Origin of the sequence: Acinetobacter nematophilus, from assembly GCF_026344175.1 — a bacterium.
Lineage (GTDB): Bacteria > Pseudomonadota > Gammaproteobacteria > Pseudomonadales > Moraxellaceae > Acinetobacter > Acinetobacter nematophilus.
The window spans coordinates 67,955-85,207 of the sequence record NZ_JAPKMY010000005.1 but is presented as its reverse complement, the minus strand read 5'-3'; the positions used below and the strand labels follow the sequence as shown (position 1 = coordinate 85,207).

The following is a 17,253-nucleotide window of genomic DNA, read 5'->3' as shown; positions in this document are numbered from 1 at the left end:
TCTTTTAATTTAAGGCACAGTACAGTGTTGGGTATCTGCTTTAAATAGACAGCTTCTATACGAAGCGTTGCGTGCTTTTAAAAGAGATAGCTATACTTTAAGTTGAACTTTATTATTTGTAAAATTGATAAAAATATTTTATTTGATTTGTTTTTGCGATTGTTTTGTATTTAGTCTCTAAAAATGACTTTATTAATATTCAATCAATGTTAGTTATGCTGAGTAAATATAGTATTTTTATAGATATCTTATTTTTACCTTTTAAATCCCATCATAACTCAGCGATTTTCCTTATTTGAAATGACACCAAGATGCTGAAGGATTTCATGTTCTAAAGTTCCCCAAGCGTTAAATTCAGGTTCAATCAGCAGTGTTTGCGAGACAAAACCATAGCAAATTCGTTGTACATTTAGACTGATCTGTCTAAGCTGTTCATCATCCTGAATAAAAGGCTTCAATATGTTTTGCCACATCTCTACCATCATGGCATAGCTTTTTTGGTAGGTTTCTATACTTGAAACCTGCCGTTCTAACAAAAAAGACTGTGCCCATAAAAACTGTTGGGATTGAATCTGCTCAAGTTGAAAGTGAATGATTTGCGTTAAATAGTCAGTAAAACTCAAATCTGTGGATAAGTCGTATCGGCTTTGTGCATAACTTTTAATAGACTCAGCATTGCTTTTAACATGCTGATAAATGGTTAATGCAATCAAATCTTGTTTTTTAGAAAAATACTCATAAAAGGTACCTAAACCAACACCGGCAATATCTGTGATTGCTCGAATGGTAATTTTATGGGCAGGACGTTCATGCAAAAGCCGAACAAAGCTTTCAATCAACGCTTCTTGCGTGATACGGGCCCTTGATTGGCGAGGTTTACGACGTACATTGATTGCAGGTAAAGCCATAAAAATAATCCGAACGTCCTTGAAGATATTTTCTTCTATACTGAATGTAATTGGTTAAAACAACAAGACAGGATTTTCAGGATGAACACACTACAGAATTGGCAAACCCATGAAATCAGTAACCAGTTTGATGAGTTGCAGGCTTACAATCTATTTGAAACGGATTTGGTTTTGCAGGAAATACTGCAACGGTATGGCAGTACTGATCAGCAAAATCTCAGCAAACTCGCTCAAATTGTGGGTTCTATTGAGTATTATCAATATGCCGATTTAGCCAATCGTCATACACCTGAACTACATACATTTGACGCTCGCGGCCGCCGTATAGATTTTTTGGAATTTCATCCTGCATGGCATCGATGGATGAAGCTCAATCGTCAATTTAATACTCATGCTCATCCATTTAATCATCCACAATCCAATAGCAAATGGGTAGATTGGGCAGCACGTTTCTTTCTCAGTGGGCAAGTCGAGTGCGGCAACCTATGTCCAAATTCAATGACTTTAGGCAGTATTCCACTGATCCAGAATGAGCCTGAATTGTGGGCAAAAGTCGGTGAGAAACTACTATCTACTGAATATGATGAACGAGATTTGCCGATTGCCCAAAAAAAGTCAATTTGGTTGGGTATGGGGATGACTGAGAAGCAAGGCGGTTCAGATGTTCGGGCCAATCAAACCGTCGCTGTGCCTGTTGCTGAATCAGGTCGTGGACAGGCTTATTTATTGACGGGTCACAAGTGGTTCTTTTCAGCTCCCATGTGTGATGCACATTTGGTGGTTGCGAAAACTGAACGAGATGGCTTGGCTTGTTTTTTTGTTCCTCGTTGGTTGGAAGATGGCACAAAAAATAACATCCATGTGCAACGTTTAAAAGACAAAGTGGGTAATCGCAGTAACTCAAGTTCAGAGGTCGAATTTAAAAATGCTTGGGGCATCATGATTGGAGAGGCAGGGCGCGGTATTCCAACCATTATTGAAATGGCAAATTATACCCGTTTAACCTGCTCAGTGGGGTCAAGTGCGATGTTAAGACAAGCATTGGTACAATGCATCGCCTATACACGGCAACGTAAAGCTTTTGGTAAGCATCTGGCAGAACAACCTTTGATGCAAGCGGTGTTGGTCGATTTAGCCCTGGAAACTGAAGCCGCTATGCAACTGAGTTTCCATCTTGCACATTGTTATGAAAGTGATGATGAATTATCAGTCGCTTGGAAACGCATTATGACCCCCGCTTCGAAATTCTGGATATGCAAGCGTACAGTTGAGTTGACTGGCGAGATGATGGAGGTTTTTGGTGGCAATGGTTATGTCGATACAGGAATTATGGCGCGTATTTTTAAAGAAGCACCTGTAAATACAATTTGGGAAGGTTCAGGTAATGTGATGTGTTTAGATGTGTTGCGTGCCATTCAACGTGATCGCGAATCAATTGAGATATTATTCCAATCTTTTGCAAAGATAACATCCCTGAATTCTATTTTACAGGCAGAGTTGCAGGATTTATTTCAATTATTCAGTACATTACAAGCAGACGAACAGCAATTTATGGCACGAAGTTTAGTGAGTAGATTGACGATTTTGGCACAGGCTATTCTGCTGAAGCAATATGCACCTGATTTTGTCACTGATGCTTTTATAGCAACGCGTTATCGTCCGTTTTATGGAAGAGTCGTGGGCATGATTGATGCCAAATCAGTAGATGTGGAAAGATTGTTGGATAGGGCTTTGGCTTAATTTATTTGGACATGTAAAGAGGGCATTATCTACATAGTGCCCTCTCTTTTAAACAACTTTCATTAAAGTTCAAGCTTGAAATAAATCATTGGAATTACTTCTGTTTTTTCAGCTTTTTCTTGAGCTTTTTCAATTTACCTTCGTGTTTAGAAATTTTTTCCAAACGCGCTTTGATTTTCTTCTTTAAAGATTTAACTTGCTTAGACATCATGTTACTCCTTTGTTTGAGTATCCGTTGGCTGATGTTTTTTGATAAAACTACGGATAAATTTTCTTAACTCACGTGCTGCGCTGGTATCCATTGTTTCACAGAGCTGTAAAAACTGATCGCGTTCAGCACTGTTTATGCGAATTAAGAGTTGACCATCTTTTTTATTCACCTTTGTCTTTTTGGGTAATTCAGCCATGACGTATTCATCCCCAAAGGCGATAATCAAAAATGTATATACAAAGTATATGCTTTTAAGGAATAAAGCAAATTTATATTGTTGAAAATATTTAATATTTTGTTTTTTATTGAAAGTTGTTGTAATTGAAATTTTATTTCAGTAAATAAGTCACTGTTATCGCAGTTGATATCTTTAAATTCAAAATAATGTGTAAAAGAACAAATCAACAGTGGATTACAAATGGATGGACATAAAGTTCCAGCAGGTTATTTAACCCGTGATTTGGTGGGTTTAGACGGCACTTTGCTGAGTGCATGGTATATGCAAGGAATAGATTTTAGACTAAACCCATTGATTTAAAATGGGTTTAGTGAATTGAGGGAATTCAACATTTCATCAAGAAGGTGAATGAGATTTAATCAGCTCAACTCGGCGATTTAAAGCTTTACCGTTTTCTGTGGAGTTTTCTGCAACCGGTTGAGTATCACCAAAACCTTTTGCAGTTAAGCGATTTTGTTGAATCCCTGTATTATCGGTGAGTGCTTTAACAACAGCATTTGCGCGTTGTTCCGACAGGGTTTGATTGTGTTTGGCATCACCTGAACCATCGGTATGACCGTGAATACTTAATTTGAGTTCAGGATTATTTTTTAACAGTTGAATCACTTGTTTTATCTGAGGCTGAGATTGAGGCAGAATATTGGCTTGATCCGTGGCAAAGTTGACCTCGATATTGACCTTACTGTCTTTATCTAAAGCTGTCTTTAATTGATCTGAATTTAATACTTTTGCTGTAATTTCAACAGGTTTTGTTTCAGCCACCAATAAACCAGCATTTCCATTTCCTGTTTGAGTAAGTTGAAACCAAATATTCTTATTCGCTTGGCGGACGACGAAAGTCTGCGTTGGATTGTTAAAAATATCACCTAAACCAGCAACATAATCCACTTGGAATTTTTGTGGAAGCTTGTCCAATTCTTGTTGAGGAATTTTACTCACTGTAATTTGCTTGCCCCCCAATTGTTGAATTACATTTTCCAGATTACGTTGTAATTCTAAAAAGCTACCTTCTTTGTAATCCTCATTTTGTTGAATGGCCGCGCTATACAATTTCCCTTCAATGTTTTCAATGTGCTGACCTGTCCAAAACGGTACTCTTTCAAAATTTACCGTAGTTGCATCATGAAACTGATAGCCATTTGGCAAAGAAATATATGGAAACTGCCCAAGTGTAATATTTGAAATTGGAATCTGTGAAAGCTCAAAAGTATTCTCAATCGATTCAGTTTTTACTGTTTCAGGAGTGACAGAACTTGCACTTGATTCGGCTGTTATGACTTCAGCTTTCTCAGGTTTACTACATCCGATCAAGCCGAATGTTGGAAACACCAACAACAGTAGAAAGCTTGATATTTTTTTCTGCTTGAGCACATTATTCTCCATTTTTAACTTATGAGCCGATATTGTATTGAGTATGTTTATATTCAAATTTATTTGCATACTATAGAGAACAGAGCTCAAGAGTTGTACGTGATTTTTAATTTGATTTGTAAAACTTTAATTAAGCTCAAGTTATCTGTTGAAGATTAAAATCATGTTTCAGGTCAATCCAAAACATGACTTCGATAGGATTTATAAAAGCAACAGCTATAAATATAGTGACAAAGTTGATTAAGTTAAATACTTGTATTCTGCATAAAAAAGCGTAATATCACACTCCCACTGATGATGTGGTGAACCATAAAATAGGTAAATAAAATGGCAAAGAAAAAACTCATGCCAGAGGTTGTGATTCACAACTTTGTGGCAAAACACATGCATGAAGTCAATAAGAGCCAAGTGTTTGTAGATCGTAAAAAAAATGCAAAACGTGGTTATGAAAAACACAAAAAGGGTCGATATTCTGATGATTATCGACTTTTTTTATGGACTATGATTTTTGCTTAAACTCAAGAAAATAGAATAAAAACTAAATATTCACTAAACGATTAGATTTTACCATGTCAGCTAAGCCATGATGTTTAAAGTAATACTCCATCCAACTTTTCACCATCAAGGGATTATTCATCGCCACGACTTCTTCGAGTAGCTTTTGCGCATCACTCATTGAAACGTGACAAATCGCTTTACGCACACGCAAGATATTGCTTGAACTCATTGATAACGTATTGAAGCCCATTGCCATCAGCAGAATTGCAGACAATGGATCTCCGGCCATTTCTCCACAGATACTGATCGGTTTTTCGTATTTATGGCACTCTTGAACCAAGCGTGTTAAAGCACGCAGGATAGAAGGGTGAAAATGAGAGTAAACACTTGATACACGTGGGTTATTCCGGTCAACTGCAAGCAAGTATTGGATCAAATCGTTTGAACCCACCGAGAAGAAATCCACCAATTCAGCAAATTCACCAATTTGTAGAAGTACACTTGGCACTTCAACCATGATGCCAATTTTAGGCTTGGTAATCTTAACCTGTTCTTCTTCTTGAACTGCTATCCAGTCACGCTCAAGTAAATAGAGAGCTTCTTCAACCTCACTGACACTGGTGACCATCGGCAGTAAAATATGAAGATTATTCAAGCCAATGCTGGCTTTAAGCATGGCACGAATTTGTGAAGAAAAAATTTCAGGGTGGTCAAGGGTAAAGCGAATGCCTCGCCAACCCAAAGCTGAGTTTTCTTCTTCAATTTGGAAGTAGGGTAAGTCTTTGTCAGCGCCAATATCCAGCGTACGCATCACTACAGGCTTATTGGCAAAGTGACTCAACTGCTGACGATAAATAGCACGTTGTTCTTCTTCGCCAGGAAAGCGCTCGCGTAACATAAACGGAATTTCAGAACGATAGAGCCCGACGCCTTTGGCACCACGTTGAACACCACGAACCACGTCAATCATCAAACCTGTATTGACATAAAGCTTCACAGCTACACCATCAGGTGTTATGGCATCTTTGGTTTCGTATTGCTTTAAATCTTTGGCAATTTGTTCTTCTTCTTTTTGAATCTCTTTGTATCGTGTACGTAAACGGCGTGGCGGATTAACAAAAACACGTCCTTGATATGCATCCACAATCATTTCAACATCATCAAGCGTATTTACAGGTAATTCAGTTACACCCACTACTGTTGGTATGCCGAGTGCACGTGCGACAATCACCATATGTGAGTTGGCTGCACCTTCAGAGGTAACGATTGCTGCAATCTTATCGACAGGAAGCTCAACCAATGCTGCCGTGCTGATCTCATCTCCAATCAGAATACTTTCAGAGGTGATTTCCTTATGACTGGTATCACCTTCTTGTAAGGCAGCTAAAATTCGACGCCCAAGATCTTTAAGATCAGAAACACGTTCACGTAAATAATCATCTTCCATTTGGGCGAATAGCGCGACATGCCGGTCAATCACATGCTTTACTGCTCCTTGTGCCCAACTTCCATCGCGAATAATCTCTTTGATTTCTGCAGGCAAAGCATTCTCATCCAGCATGCGTAAAAACACACTAAACAATGCCCGTTCTTCAGCCATCAATGAGTCTTGCATTTTGTCATCAAGAGATTGAATTTCTTCACGTACAGAAGCAATTGCATGATCTAAAAGCTTGAGTTCTTCACTGATGTCATCGGCATCACGATCTGGAACAGCGGCAAGGTCCGCAGGAGGATAGAGAATAATGGCACGACCCAGTGCAATTCCACCTGCACCCGATGACCCTTGGAAAGTTTTATAATTAGAGGAGTTGCTCGGCTTACGGAATACATCAATATTCCCAACAGCATGAGCGTGGGCAATAACGCCTGACAGCTGTGCACACAAAGTCACTAAAAAAGATTCCGCCGCCTCGCTAAAGTCTTGAGGTTCAGTATTTTGAACCACCATGACCCCCATCACTTTACGGCGATACATGACGGGTACACCCAGGAACGAATTATAAATTTCTTCCCCGGTTTCAGGGAAGTAGGCAAAACGCTCATGTTTGAATGCATTGTCCAAATTGACAATTTCTTCACGTTGACCCACTAAGCCAACAAGACCTTCCCCTAATTGCAGGGAAACATTGCCGACAGACTCCTGGTTTAAGCCTTTGGTCGCCATAAGTACATAGCGTTGATTTCGTTCATCTAACAGATAAATGGAACAAACATCTACATGCATTGCTTCAGAAACTTGATTGACCATGATTTCTAAAGATTCATGCAAACTGACCGATGCATTGATCTCTTGTACAATGCGTCTTAAAGTGTCCAGTTGCATGTTCGACATAGATGTATGCTCCTAATCTAAGCTATGGTTTAAAGCGTTTTCATCAGTATTATTTATAACAGCACTACTTTGAAAAATCATTCACATTTTTGAAGAAATTTCAGGGGCGTAGTGTGGCATTTGCATACATAACTCCATCATCGCCTTTCGATAAACATCTCGTTTAAAATTCACCACTTGACCAAGCGGATACCAATAACTGACCCATTGCCATTGATCAAATTCTGGCGGATCAGAGAGATTCAACTGAATATGTTTCGTTGAAGCTGTGAGTTTGAGTAAAAACCATTTTTGCTTTTGTCCAATACAAATCGGATCGGAGTCCGAACGAATGTATCGAAGTGGCAAACGATAATGCAACCAGTCGTCTGTCTGGGCAATTATTTGGACGTGCTCGGGTAAGAGCCCAACTTCTTCACGTAGTTCTCTAAAAAGAGCTTGCTCAGGAGTCTCTCCAAATTGGATACCTCCTTGAGGAAATTGCCATGCATTGTGCCCAATGCGCTTTGCCCATAAAACTTGTCCAATATCATTTGCCAAAATGATCCCGACGTTGGGTCGGAAACCTTCTGAGTCGATCATTTGGCTACCTAAAATTTGTTAATTTCATCTGACTTTATATATGGGGACTGACACTCTTTTGTCCAACTCGATAAAGTCAAAGTAATAATGTTGTAAAATTGCTATGATCTTAACGAATTTCTATCGACTAGCGGTGATAGATTTACAATTTTTTTCTTAAATTTCAGTTTAAACGAGTATTTTCATGAAATTGGCGCTGTTTGACTTAGATCACACCTTATTAAATACAGATTCGGACCATTCTTGGGGAGAGTTTTTGGTCAATGAAGGCTTGGTTGATCCTGTTCACCATCGTGCGATGAATGATCAGTTTTATGAAGATTATAAAGCTGGACAACTTGATCCGATTGCCTACAATGAATTTGTTTTTGAGTTTTTAACTCAACATGACAATGACTATTTAACTGAATTACATCAGTTGTTTATGAAAAAAGTCATTCGTGCCCAGATGCGCCCGAAAGGCTTTGCTGCGATTCAAAAGCACAAAGATTTAGGACATGCCTTAGTGGGGATTACCGCTACTTCTGATTTTATCACTGCACCTATTTTTCGTGAATTTGGAATTACTGAAATTATTGCCACCAATGCAGAAATCAAAGATGGACAATATACGGGTAAAGTAACCAATGTTCCATGTTATCAAAAAGGCAAATTGGTACGTCTGGAGCAATGGCTTGAGGGACGTGATGTGACTGAATCTTGGGCATATTCAGACTCGATCAATGATCGCTTTTTGCTGGAGTACGCAGATCATGCGATTGCCGTAAATCCGGATGAACGTCTGGAAGCCTTAGCCAAACAACAAGGCTGGGACATTCAGGATTGGTCGATCTAATCGGGTTTGTCGGTCGATAACAGCACTTCGGTGCTGTTTTTTATAACTCTCTAAAACTTTGATATAAACCAACCCACAGAATGATCTGTCCTTCAAAACCACAACAATAATAAAAATACAGTATGGTTCAGGATAAAAAGACACCTTTATTTATAGATAGAGATACATGTGTATGCTGGAGTGATTCAATCCGTGTTTTAGCTTAAATTATGCTCAATTCAAAGCATTGAAAATGCTGAATTGAGTGTTAAATTTGATCTGTTCATTAATTGTAAATATTTTTATAAATGAATATTTTGTGCTTCATTTTCAGTGTAAAAATGCTATGTTGATCTGAGAATTTTTCAAAACTGATGGAGATTATATAATGAGCCAGACACGTCCAAGAATGACCAATTTATTTGAACAACTTGGCTTAGACTCTAGCGAAGAAGCAATTCAAGATTTTATTGAAAATCATCAGTTGGATGCAGACACATTTTTGACTAAAGCTGACTTCTGGACTGAGGCACAACGCCAGTTTTTAGATGAAAAATTGAGTTCTGATGGGGAGTGGGCGACTATTGTTGACCAGTTAAATGAGTCTTTACATGAAGATTCAGTCAAATAAGGCTAAGGACATTCCAGCTTATTCAAGCGCTCATTACTCATATAATGAGCGCTTTATTTTTTGCTTATTTCATCATTTCAATTAATTCCTGAACGGCTCTGGATTGAGTACGAGCAGGATGCCAAACCATTCCCAACTGACGGTTCATCTCGAAATGAAGGTCTAACTGTTGCAAGTCTTGATTGAGCAGAGTTTTTGGTAAAACAGACCAGCCTAAACCGATTGAAACCAGCATCCGAATAGACTCTAAAGGGTTATTGCTCATGGTGATTTTAGGTTTTAAGCCTTTCTTTTCAAACTCAGCTAGGGTGATCTGGCTGGTATAGGTCTGTGCGGCAGGCAGTAAACTTGGGTATTCAATTAAATCTTCAAGTTTAAGATTTCTTTTTTGTGCCAACGGATGAAAAGGAGCCACAACGAAAACTAAAGGATCATTCCAGATGGTGATATAACTTAAACGTTCATCCCCCTGCGGTGGTAGGGTTAAAAAAGCAAGTTCCAAGTCACCTGCCAGCACTTGTTCATGCGCTTGTTCAGAGTCGACAAAATGTACGTCCAGTTTAACTTCTGGAAAGTGCTGTACATATTTTTTTAAATGTTGTGGTAAATGATGTAAACCAATGTGGTGACTGGTTCCAATTTTGAGTTTTCCTCGTACTTCACCTTGTTCATGGCTGAGAGTATGGTGAATATCACCCAATTCATTCAACCAGTTTTTTACCTTGGGCAATAGCGAATGTGCGGCATGAGTTGCTTGGACACCACGTCCTGCAGATTCAAATAATTTGACGCCGAAATATTCCTCTAAACTATGTATTCGTTTGGTCACGGCAGGCTGGGTAATAAACAGATGTTCTGCTGCCATCGAAATAGAACCAGTTTCCATAACTTTGACAAAAGCTTCAAAAGCAGCGAGATTCATAATATTTCCATCCATAAAGAATTTTTATGTTTAATTCATTATTGAGAAATTTTAAGAATTAATCAAAGTAATTTTCACTTTTTTTCAATTTGGGTGATTTGTGTCTTCACTTGCTTACCATGATAAAACTTTCATACAGGTTTAAGCTGTACACAGCTGAGTCGACTGATTTATAGTGTGGCAATAAAAATAACCAAGGAAATATTATTTGAATCCATCTCCTCGAATCACCCTCGATGACTTTCAACAACGCACTCGTGACACATTGCCAATATCTTGGATAAGATTTCTTGTCATTATGCTGATTCTCGGAGCAATCAGTGTATTATTTTTATACTTCTTCCAGATTTATTTTCTGGTCATTCTTGTGGGAATGATCGGTATATTCTGGTCGAGAGCGCGTTTGAGAAGACTGCGAAAAGTCCGGGCATGGAATAACTTTAAAATTCCTGCCGAAGTTTGGCGGGTATTTGGACAGCGACATCCCAATATTTCGACATCATCTTATCCTTATATTGAAGAGGGTTTTAAAGATTATTTAGCAATTCATCTTTTGCGTAAAGATGCCTATGCTATGCCTTCTCATTCTGTAGATGCTTTATGGCATATATTGATTGAAGAGTTTGATGCATTTTATCAAACAATGTGTATGAACTTTTTAGGGTATGAATTGATTCATCAACCCCATGATCCCTTACCAACTGAAAAACAAAGAACAGCACAGAAGCAGCAACTGCTCAATACATGGCAAAGTACGTGCCATTTACATGGTTTAAACCCAGAAAAAACGCAAATTTTACCGAGATTATTTCAGATAGATGGACATATTCGTTGGGAAAAAGGGCTGATTTTTAGTTTGCCTTTTATGATTGGAATGTATAGCCAAATGATGAGCTCAACATCAGATGCTTCTTCTACGACAACCACATCGTCCTGCTCATCCTCAACCTCATCATGTTCTTCAAGTTCCTGCGCTGGTTCGAGTTCTTCACATGATTCAGGGCATTCACATGGCAGCGGTTCGGATTCTTCATCTTCTTGTAGTAGTTGTAGTAGCTGTGGAGGAGGTGGTGGTGACTAAGACCTCTCGCCACAGTCAATTTATCTAGACTTTAACTTCTGCTCTTTGAGCAACTTTTTGATCTCTTTTATTCCAGACCTTTTCATGGAAAAAGAATGCAAAGGCTTGAACCGTAGGTTCGAGTAAACTTAATGTCACAGCCATCCAAAAGTTACCTGTCACCACGTAAGCCACCAACATGGCAACAGTGATATGCATAATGTAGTAGCTTAATGTTTTCTTGAAAACGCGTTGATTGTTTTGTAAGAAGTTTTGGATATTTGCCATTAGATTCACCACTTATTGATTCATTATTTAAATAATAATCATTATCAATTGCAATGTAAAAAGGTTTTTTTGACTCAAGATGATTGGATTTATAAATAAACATAAAGAATAATTGAAAAGAATTTACCAACAACCTAGATTAATATGTAACAGAGCGGTGATTACTTTTATCATTGCTTCTAAATGTTCTGGAAAAATTGAAAGCTGAGTTACTGTAGCATCGATAATCAAGTAGATTGATTTTATGAGAGATTCAGGGGCTGACGAGCACTAAAATTTTAACTTCATTGCGGTTATTTAAAATGAATCTTGAATTTTGGTCAGGCTCTTCATTTCAAGATATGATTTTTTGAACTGTATGAATAGAGCATGATTTCAAGTCATTTATCTGGCAAAAAATGGTATGGAAATAGCTGTGAAAGATTCCAAAAAGTTTTTAAACTGATAAAAATGATAAATTAGATTTATGTAAAAACGTGGTTATAATCGACATTAATGAAAGAATTACCCAGTCCAGTGGAGCACATCGACATGGCAGGCGAAAACCAAAAAGCAAAAACCTTATATGATAAATTATGGGATGACCATCTAGTAAAACAACGAGATGATGGCTCTGCATTGCTTTATATCGATCGTCATTTATTACATGAAGTAACCTCTCCTCAAGCATTTGAAGGTTTGCAGCTTACTGGCCGTAAACCTTGGCGTTTAAGCGCCAATGTTGCGACACCTGACCATAATGTACCGACTTCAACCAAAGAGCGTTCGGAAGGAATTGCTGGAATTGAAGATGATACGTCACGTATCCAAGTGCAGACTTTGGATGATAATTGCAAAACCTTTAATGTGGTGCAATTTGACATCAATGATGTTCGCCAAGGGATTGCGCATGTGGTTGGACCTGAACAAGGTTTAACTTTACCGGGAATGACAGTGGTGTGCGGCGACTCGCATACGGCTACGCATGGCGCATTTGGCTGCTTGGCACATGGAATCGGAACTTCAGAAGTTGAGCATGTTTTGGCAACCCAGTGCTTAGTGCAAAAGAAAATGAAAAATATGCTGGTCCGTGTCGATGGTACATTGGGGCAAGGTGTGACACCGAAAGATGTGGTGTTGGCCATTATTGGTAAGATTGGGACTGCTGGTGGTACAGGTCATGCCATCGAATTTGGTGGCCAAGTCTTCCGCGATATGTCGATTGAAGGTCGTATGACTGTTTGCAATATGGCAATCGAAGGTGGTGCGCGTGTCGGTATGGTTGCCGTTGATGAAAAAACCATTGCGTACGTAAAAGATCGACCTTATGCACCACAGGGTGAGCAATGGGATGCAGCGGTAGCGTATTGGAATACTTTGCATTCTGATGATGATGCACACTTTGATACGGTTGTCGTTTTAAATGGTGCAGAAATTGAGCCACAAGTATCTTGGGGAACCTCGCCTGAAATGGTGATTCCTGTTTCTCAAGCGGTTCCAACGTTAGAACAGGCCAAAGATGACGTGCAACGCAATGACTGGACTCGTGCTTATCAATATATGGGTTTAAATGCAGGTCAGGCATTGGCAGATATTCAATTGGATCGTGTCTTCATTGGTTCATGCACCAACTCTCGTATAGAAGATATCCGTGCAGCTGCTGCTGTAGCCAAAGGTAAAAAAGTGGCTCCAAGTATCAAGCAAGCAATGGTAGTGCCAGGTTCGGGTTTGGTCAAACAACAAGCAGAAGCTGAAGGTTTAGATAAAATCTTGATCGAGGCTGGATTTGAATGGCGTGAACCAGGTTGTTCAATGTGTTTGGCAATGAATGCTGATAAATTACAGCCTGGTGAACACTGTGCATCGACTTCAAACCGTAACTTTGAAGGTCGCCAGGGGAATGGGGGGCGCACTCATCTTGTGAGTCCGGCAATGGCAGCAGCAGCAGCGATTGCAGGGCACTTTGTCGATGTTCGTTCATTCTAAGCTGGGTTAAGGAGCAAACTATGAAAACTTATACCGTTGAACAAGGTATTGTTGCACCATTAGACCGTGCCAATGTAGATACAGATTTAATTATCCCAAAACAGTTTTTAAAATCGATTAAACGTACGGGTTTTGGTGATAATTTATTTGATGAATTGCGTTATTTGGATGAGGGTTATCCGGGGCAGGATAATTCTAAGCGTCCTAAGAATCCAGATTTTGTTTTAAACCAGCCACGTTATCAAGGGGCATCCGTCTTAATTTCTCGCGCAAACTTTGGTTGTGGTTCAAGTCGCGAGCATGCGCCTTGGGCGTTGGAAGAGTTTGGTTTTCGTACCGTGATCGCACCAAGTTATGCAGATATCTTTTTCAACAACAGTTTTAAAAATGGCATGTTGCCAGTCATTTTGTCTGAAGAGATTGTCGATCAATTATTTAAAGAATGTGCTGCTACTGATGGTTATCAGCTCACAATAGATTTGGAAGCACAGGAAGTACGCACACCAAGTGGTGAAGCATTCAAATTTGAGGTAGACCCATTCCGCAAACATTGCTTATTGAATGGTTTGGATGATATCGGCTTGACTTTACAGGCAGCCGATGAAATTCGTGCCTATGAAGAAAAAACTAAACAATCGCGCCCTTGGGTATTTGCTGAAATTCAAGCTTGATTTTCGGCGAACATTTTACACGTAGCGTGAATCCCCAACTCTTGCTAACATGCAGTGCATAACAAAATGAATGTTGGCTCGGGAATGCAAGGGTTGGGGTTGAGCGATGACTAAGTTTTTAGGTCGTGGTGTTTTAATCAGTTTGACAGGTTTAATCTTGAGTGCATGCCAATCAGCACAAATGGTTGATTTGGTCCGTATTAAACAAGCTGAAAAAAATCAGATGAGCCAAAATACAGTTTCAGTTTATTGCTCAGGCGCAGAGCATTGTGAATTTGCGCGATTAAATGATTTGATTATCATGCAGGAAAATACACAGCGTGTGAATCGTAAAGCCATTGATCAAGGTTATCTAAGGTTAACAGGTAAGCCTTTGGATCAAATTGGTGTGTATTTAACGATTCCACCGCAGCAATATGAAATGGTGGTTAGGTTCTATCCAATTACCAAAGACCATGCTGAAGTTTTTCATGTGATTCATGATTTTAAAGCAAATCAAAAATATACATTTAAAATGTATCGCCAAAGATCACAGGGTACAGGAAGCTTATTGAATGTTTCCTCACCCACACCGCTCTGTGTTGACATGCTTCAAGAAACTCGAACAATTCGCCGTTTCTGTCGTCCTCATAATGCAGTGACAGGTGTAAGCGAATTTGTTGAACAAAAAATTTAATCTCAAATCAGTAGAGATACTGAATACAAATGGAACTGCAAATGTCTAAACAAATTTTGATTTTGGCAGGTGATGGTATCGGTCCAGAGATCGTTGCTGCTGCTGAAAAAGTACTTACGCGTGTCAATGAAAAATTTAATTTAGGTTTAACATGGGAACATGGTTTATTGGGCGGTGCTGCAATTGATGCTCACGGCGAACCTTATCCAGCAGTAACAGCAGACCAAGCAAAAAAAGCAGATGCAATTTTACTCGGTGCAGTGGGTGGTCCAAAATGGGACACGATTGAACGCTCAATCCGCCCTGAACGTGGTTTATTGAAAATTCGTAGTGAATTAAACCTATTTGCAAACTTACGTCCTGCAATTCTCTATCCACAGTTGGCGGATGCTTCAAGCCTTAAGCCTGAAATTGTAGCTGGCCTGGATATTTTAATTGTTCGTGAACTCACAGGGGGCATCTATTTTGGTCAGCCACGAGGGATTCGTGAGCTTGAAAATGGTGAGAAGCAGGGGTTTAACACCGACGTTTATGCAGAGTCTGAAATCAAGCGTATTGCTAAAGTTGCTTTTGAAATGGCGAATTTACGGGGGGGTAAAGTCTGCTCGGTGGATAAAGCCAATGTTCTTGAAGTCACTGAGCTTTGGAAACAAACGGTTACAGCATTAAAAGAAGCGCAATATCCAAATATCAATCTTTCACACATGTATGTAGACAATGCGGCTATGCAATTGGTACGTGCACCAAAGCAATTTGATGTGATTGTTACAGGCAATTTGTTTGGTGATATTCTTTCAGATGAAGCTGCAATGCTCACAGGTTCAATTGGTATGCTTCCATCTGCATCTCTGGATGAAAACGGCAAGGGAATGTATGAACCGTGCCATGGTTCTGCACCTGATATTGCAGGACAAAATGTAGCCAATCCGTTGGCAACAATCCTTTCTGTCGCCATGATGCTTCGCTATACCTTCCGTGAAGAAACAGCTGCAAAAGCAATTGAAGATGCTGTAGGACAAGTTTTAGATCAAGGCTTGCGTACTGGCGACATTATGTCTGAAGGAATGACCAAAGTTGGAACAACTGAGATGGGTTCAGCAGTAGTCACTGCAATAGGTTAATTGTTTATTCTCGATGTTCTTCCAAAACACAGCCTAGGCTGTGTTTTTTATGCGTAAAATTGCCCAGTAAAATTAACATGCTCGCCCCATATATTGAACAGACTCAGCAATATTATTGTTTAATTTAAAGGTGACTTTGCAATTAAAGTTGATGTCATAACTGGGTGTACCTGCTGTGTCATAGCGAATGACAGGCATTCCCATCGCATTTGAGCCCACAGTTGCATTGCTTCCTGTCATAGGGATATTGATAGGACGAAGGATGGTATACGTTAATGTGTCAGTGGTGGTTTGGATGTGATCACTGACTTGATAACCTAAAGCTTTAAAGTTTAGCTCGGCTTGTATTTCACTGCTTGATTTACCAATAAACTGCTGTAAATATTGATCTAAATTTTCAGGTCGGGTGTCAACACTCTGACAGCCTGCAATGCTGAAAGTAATCGACACACATGCATAGATGTGTAAATAGTTTTTCATCAGCTTCACCCAATCAAGTGAGAGTTTGATTTAATAGACTCTATACAATGAGTTTAGTCAATCTATAGATCAGTGTCTGTAGACAGATTGCGAAATCGGATTTAATCCCCAAAACTTAAATTTGTAATTGTATCCAGTAAAAAAGCCAAAGATATTGAAAACAGAGCACTAAAAATTACACGAGCGCAAAAATACGTGCCTTGTGCAGGATTATAAGTAGATTACATGTGAGGTATGCTGGTCGCGATGCATATTTAGGAACAGATTTTAGCGTCAGGGACGCAATAACTAGACAATAACAATGTATCGTAAGCCAGATGATATATTTTATAGATATTGAAAAAGCCACCTCATAGTGGCTTTTGCTTACACTAAAACTTAGCGTGCACGATAAGTAATACGACCCTTAGTTAAGTCATAAGGTGTCATTTCTACTTTTACATTATCGCCAGTTAAAATACGAATATAGTGTTTACGCATTTTACCAGAAATGTGAGCAATCACTTCGTGACCGTTTTCTAAACGTACACGGAACATAGTATTAGGAAGCGTTTCGGTGACAACGCCTTCGAACTCGATAAGTTCCTCTTTATTGGCCATAGCCTACCTGATGATCAAATTGGAAAGGCGCAAATTATAGGCAATTTTTTATAGAAAAACAAGATTATTCGGCATGGGAAGGTGGCAGATGACTTGAAAATAAGCGAACATCTTGTTAAACAATTTCTACAAAAAATAGCGG

The 17,253-nt window shown here is 39.1% G+C and carries 18 protein-coding genes; 9 read left to right on the top strand and 9 right to left on the bottom strand.

What is annotated here, in order from left to right; translation table 11 throughout:
* Positions 1-278: 278 nt before the first annotated feature.
* Positions 279-908: a TetR/AcrR family transcriptional regulator gene (locus OSH00_RS11070; protein ID WP_266130471.1), complete on the bottom strand. Its 630-nt coding sequence runs from the start codon at positions 906-908 to the stop codon at positions 279-281.
* Between the two features lie 81 nt (positions 909-989).
* Here OSH00_RS11070 and OSH00_RS11065 point away from each other — a divergent pair, with 81 nt between their 5' ends.
* Complete coding sequence (locus tag OSH00_RS11065) at positions 990-2,648, top strand: acyl-CoA dehydrogenase family protein (protein WP_266130470.1); 1,659 nt, start codon at positions 990-992, stop codon at positions 2,646-2,648.
* A 212-nt stretch (positions 2,649-2,860) separates the two neighbouring features.
* Here the strand turns inward: OSH00_RS11065 and OSH00_RS11060 are convergent, their stop codons facing one another.
* On the bottom strand, positions 2,861-3,055 hold the full coding sequence (locus tag OSH00_RS11060; RefSeq protein WP_004718119.1) for a hypothetical protein: 195 nt from the start codon (positions 3,053-3,055) through the stop codon (positions 2,861-2,863).
* A 378-nt stretch (positions 3,056-3,433) separates the two neighbouring features.
* Positions 3,434-4,468 carry an OmpA family protein gene (locus OSH00_RS11055; protein ID WP_266130469.1) on the bottom strand — a complete coding sequence of 345 codons (1,035 nt, stop codon included), beginning with the start codon at positions 4,466-4,468 and terminating at the stop codon, positions 3,434-3,436.
* A gap of 327 nt (positions 4,469-4,795) precedes the next feature.
* On the opposite strand from OSH00_RS11055, the gene OSH00_RS11050 reads away from it, so the two are divergent.
* Positions 4,796-4,984, top strand: coding sequence for a DUF7230 family protein (locus OSH00_RS11050; protein WP_266130468.1), 189 nt, complete (start codon positions 4,796-4,798; stop codon positions 4,982-4,984).
* A 22-nt stretch (positions 4,985-5,006) separates the two neighbouring features.
* Here the strand turns inward: OSH00_RS11050 and ptsP are convergent, their stop codons facing one another.
* Together ptsP and OSH00_RS11040 are read right to left on the bottom strand one after the other, a co-directional pair.
* Positions 5,007-7,301, bottom strand: a complete 2,295-nt coding sequence (gene ptsP / locus OSH00_RS11045) for a phosphoenolpyruvate--protein phosphotransferase (protein WP_196076605.1) — start codon at positions 7,299-7,301, stop codon at positions 5,007-5,009.
* Positions 7,302-7,382: 81 nt separating this feature from the next.
* On the bottom strand, positions 7,383-7,883 hold the full coding sequence (locus OSH00_RS11040; protein ID WP_266130467.1) for an RNA pyrophosphohydrolase: 501 nt from the start codon (positions 7,881-7,883) through the stop codon (positions 7,383-7,385).
* Positions 7,884-8,067: 184 nt separating this feature from the next.
* On the opposite strand from OSH00_RS11040, the gene OSH00_RS11035 reads away from it, so the two are divergent.
* A complete protein-coding gene (locus tag OSH00_RS11035) occupies positions 8,068-8,718 on the top strand; it encodes an HAD family hydrolase (RefSeq protein WP_266130466.1) in 651 nt (216 codons plus the stop codon).
* A 367-nt stretch (positions 8,719-9,085) separates the two neighbouring features.
* Positions 9,086-9,328 carry a DUF2789 family protein gene (locus tag OSH00_RS11030; protein WP_196076602.1) on the top strand — a complete coding sequence of 81 codons (243 nt, stop codon included), beginning with the start codon at positions 9,086-9,088 and terminating at the stop codon, positions 9,326-9,328.
* 64 nt (positions 9,329-9,392) lie between these two features.
* On the opposite strand, the gene OSH00_RS11025 is transcribed toward OSH00_RS11030, so the two are convergent.
* Positions 9,393-10,250 (bottom strand): LysR family transcriptional regulator, encoded by an 858-nt coding sequence (locus tag OSH00_RS11025; RefSeq protein WP_266130465.1) that lies wholly within the window; start codon positions 10,248-10,250, stop codon positions 9,393-9,395.
* Positions 10,251-10,458: 208 nt separating this feature from the next.
* Between OSH00_RS11025 and OSH00_RS11020 the strand changes: the two genes are divergently transcribed.
* Positions 10,459-11,331 (top strand): glycine-rich domain-containing protein, encoded by an 873-nt coding sequence (locus OSH00_RS11020; RefSeq protein WP_266130464.1) that lies wholly within the window; start codon positions 10,459-10,461, stop codon positions 11,329-11,331.
* A 24-nt stretch (positions 11,332-11,355) separates the two neighbouring features.
* Here OSH00_RS11020 and OSH00_RS11015 read toward each other — a convergent pair whose 3' ends face one another.
* Positions 11,356-11,598 (bottom strand): DUF2061 domain-containing protein, encoded by a 243-nt coding sequence (locus OSH00_RS11015; protein WP_196076599.1) that lies wholly within the window; start codon positions 11,596-11,598, stop codon positions 11,356-11,358.
* A gap of 531 nt (positions 11,599-12,129) precedes the next feature.
* Here OSH00_RS11015 and leuC point away from each other — a divergent pair.
* The 4 genes from leuC to leuB all read left to right on the top strand — a co-directional run bounded on the left by leuC (position 12,130) and on the right by leuB (position 16,031).
* Positions 12,130-13,563 (top strand): 3-isopropylmalate dehydratase large subunit, encoded by a 1,434-nt coding sequence (gene leuC / locus OSH00_RS11010; protein WP_266130463.1) that lies wholly within the window; start codon positions 12,130-12,132, stop codon positions 13,561-13,563.
* A gap of 20 nt (positions 13,564-13,583) precedes the next feature.
* The gene (leuD, locus tag OSH00_RS11005) at positions 13,584-14,234 is read left to right on the top strand and encodes a 3-isopropylmalate dehydratase small subunit (protein WP_196076597.1); all 651 of its coding nucleotides are present in this window, start codon (positions 13,584-13,586) and stop codon (positions 14,232-14,234) included.
* Positions 14,235-14,340: 106 nt separating this feature from the next.
* On the top strand, positions 14,341-14,910 hold the full coding sequence (locus OSH00_RS11000; protein ID WP_266130462.1) for a hypothetical protein: 570 nt from the start codon (positions 14,341-14,343) through the stop codon (positions 14,908-14,910).
* Positions 14,911-14,951: 41 nt separating this feature from the next.
* A complete protein-coding gene (gene leuB, locus OSH00_RS10995; protein ID WP_266130461.1) occupies positions 14,952-16,031 on the top strand; it encodes a 3-isopropylmalate dehydrogenase in 1,080 nt (359 codons plus the stop codon).
* A gap of 72 nt (positions 16,032-16,103) precedes the next feature.
* On the opposite strand, the gene OSH00_RS10990 is transcribed toward leuB, so the two are convergent.
* Together OSH00_RS10990 and infA are read right to left on the bottom strand one after the other, a co-directional pair.
* Positions 16,104-16,511 carry a hypothetical protein gene (locus OSH00_RS10990; protein WP_266130460.1) on the bottom strand — a complete coding sequence of 136 codons (408 nt, stop codon included), beginning with the start codon at positions 16,509-16,511 and terminating at the stop codon, positions 16,104-16,106.
* 378 nt (positions 16,512-16,889) lie between these two features.
* Positions 16,890-17,111: a translation initiation factor IF-1 gene (gene infA, locus OSH00_RS10985; RefSeq protein WP_004718087.1), complete on the bottom strand. Its 222-nt coding sequence runs from the start codon at positions 17,109-17,111 to the stop codon at positions 16,890-16,892.
* Positions 17,112-17,253 lie beyond the last annotated feature (142 nt).

Bases quoted from the DNA above. Each gene is read 5' to 3' on its own strand.
- OSH00_RS11025 (WP_266130465.1), bottom strand. From the start codon at position 10,250: ATGAATCTCGCTGCTTTTGAAGCTTTTGTCAAAGTTATGGAAACTGGT.
- OSH00_RS11070 (WP_266130471.1), bottom strand. From the start codon at position 908: ATGGCTTTACCTGCAATCAATGTACGTCGTAAACCTCGCCAATCAAGG.
- leuB (WP_266130461.1), top strand. From the start codon at position 14,952: ATGTCTAAACAAATTTTGATTTTGGCAGGTGATGGTATCGGTCCAGAG.
- OSH00_RS11040 (WP_266130467.1), bottom strand. From the start codon at position 7,883: ATGATCGACTCAGAAGGTTTCCGACCCAACGTCGGGATCATTTTGGCA.
- leuC (WP_266130463.1), top strand. From the start codon at position 12,130: ATGGCAGGCGAAAACCAAAAAGCAAAAACCTTATATGATAAATTATGG.
- OSH00_RS11050 (WP_266130468.1), top strand. From the start codon at position 4,796: ATGGCAAAGAAAAAACTCATGCCAGAGGTTGTGATTCACAACTTTGTG.
- leuD (WP_196076597.1), top strand. From the start codon at position 13,584: ATGAAAACTTATACCGTTGAACAAGGTATTGTTGCACCATTAGACCGT.
- OSH00_RS11065 (WP_266130470.1), top strand. From the start codon at position 990: ATGAACACACTACAGAATTGGCAAACCCATGAAATCAGTAACCAGTTT.
- OSH00_RS11035 (WP_266130466.1), top strand. From the start codon at position 8,068: ATGAAATTGGCGCTGTTTGACTTAGATCACACCTTATTAAATACAGAT.
- ptsP (WP_196076605.1), bottom strand. From the start codon at position 7,301: ATGTCGAACATGCAACTGGACACTTTAAGACGCATTGTACAAGAGATC.
- infA (WP_004718087.1), bottom strand. From the start codon at position 17,111: ATGGCCAATAAAGAGGAACTTATCGAGTTCGAAGGCGTTGTCACCGAA.
- OSH00_RS10990 (WP_266130460.1), bottom strand. From the start codon at position 16,511: ATGAAAAACTATTTACACATCTATGCATGTGTGTCGATTACTTTCAGC.
- OSH00_RS11030 (WP_196076602.1), top strand. From the start codon at position 9,086: ATGAGCCAGACACGTCCAAGAATGACCAATTTATTTGAACAACTTGGC.
- OSH00_RS11000 (WP_266130462.1), top strand. From the start codon at position 14,341: ATGACTAAGTTTTTAGGTCGTGGTGTTTTAATCAGTTTGACAGGTTTA.
- OSH00_RS11015 (WP_196076599.1), bottom strand. From the start codon at position 11,598: ATGGCAAATATCCAAAACTTCTTACAAAACAATCAACGCGTTTTCAAG.
- OSH00_RS11060 (WP_004718119.1), bottom strand. From the start codon at position 3,055: ATGGCTGAATTACCCAAAAAGACAAAGGTGAATAAAAAAGATGGTCAA.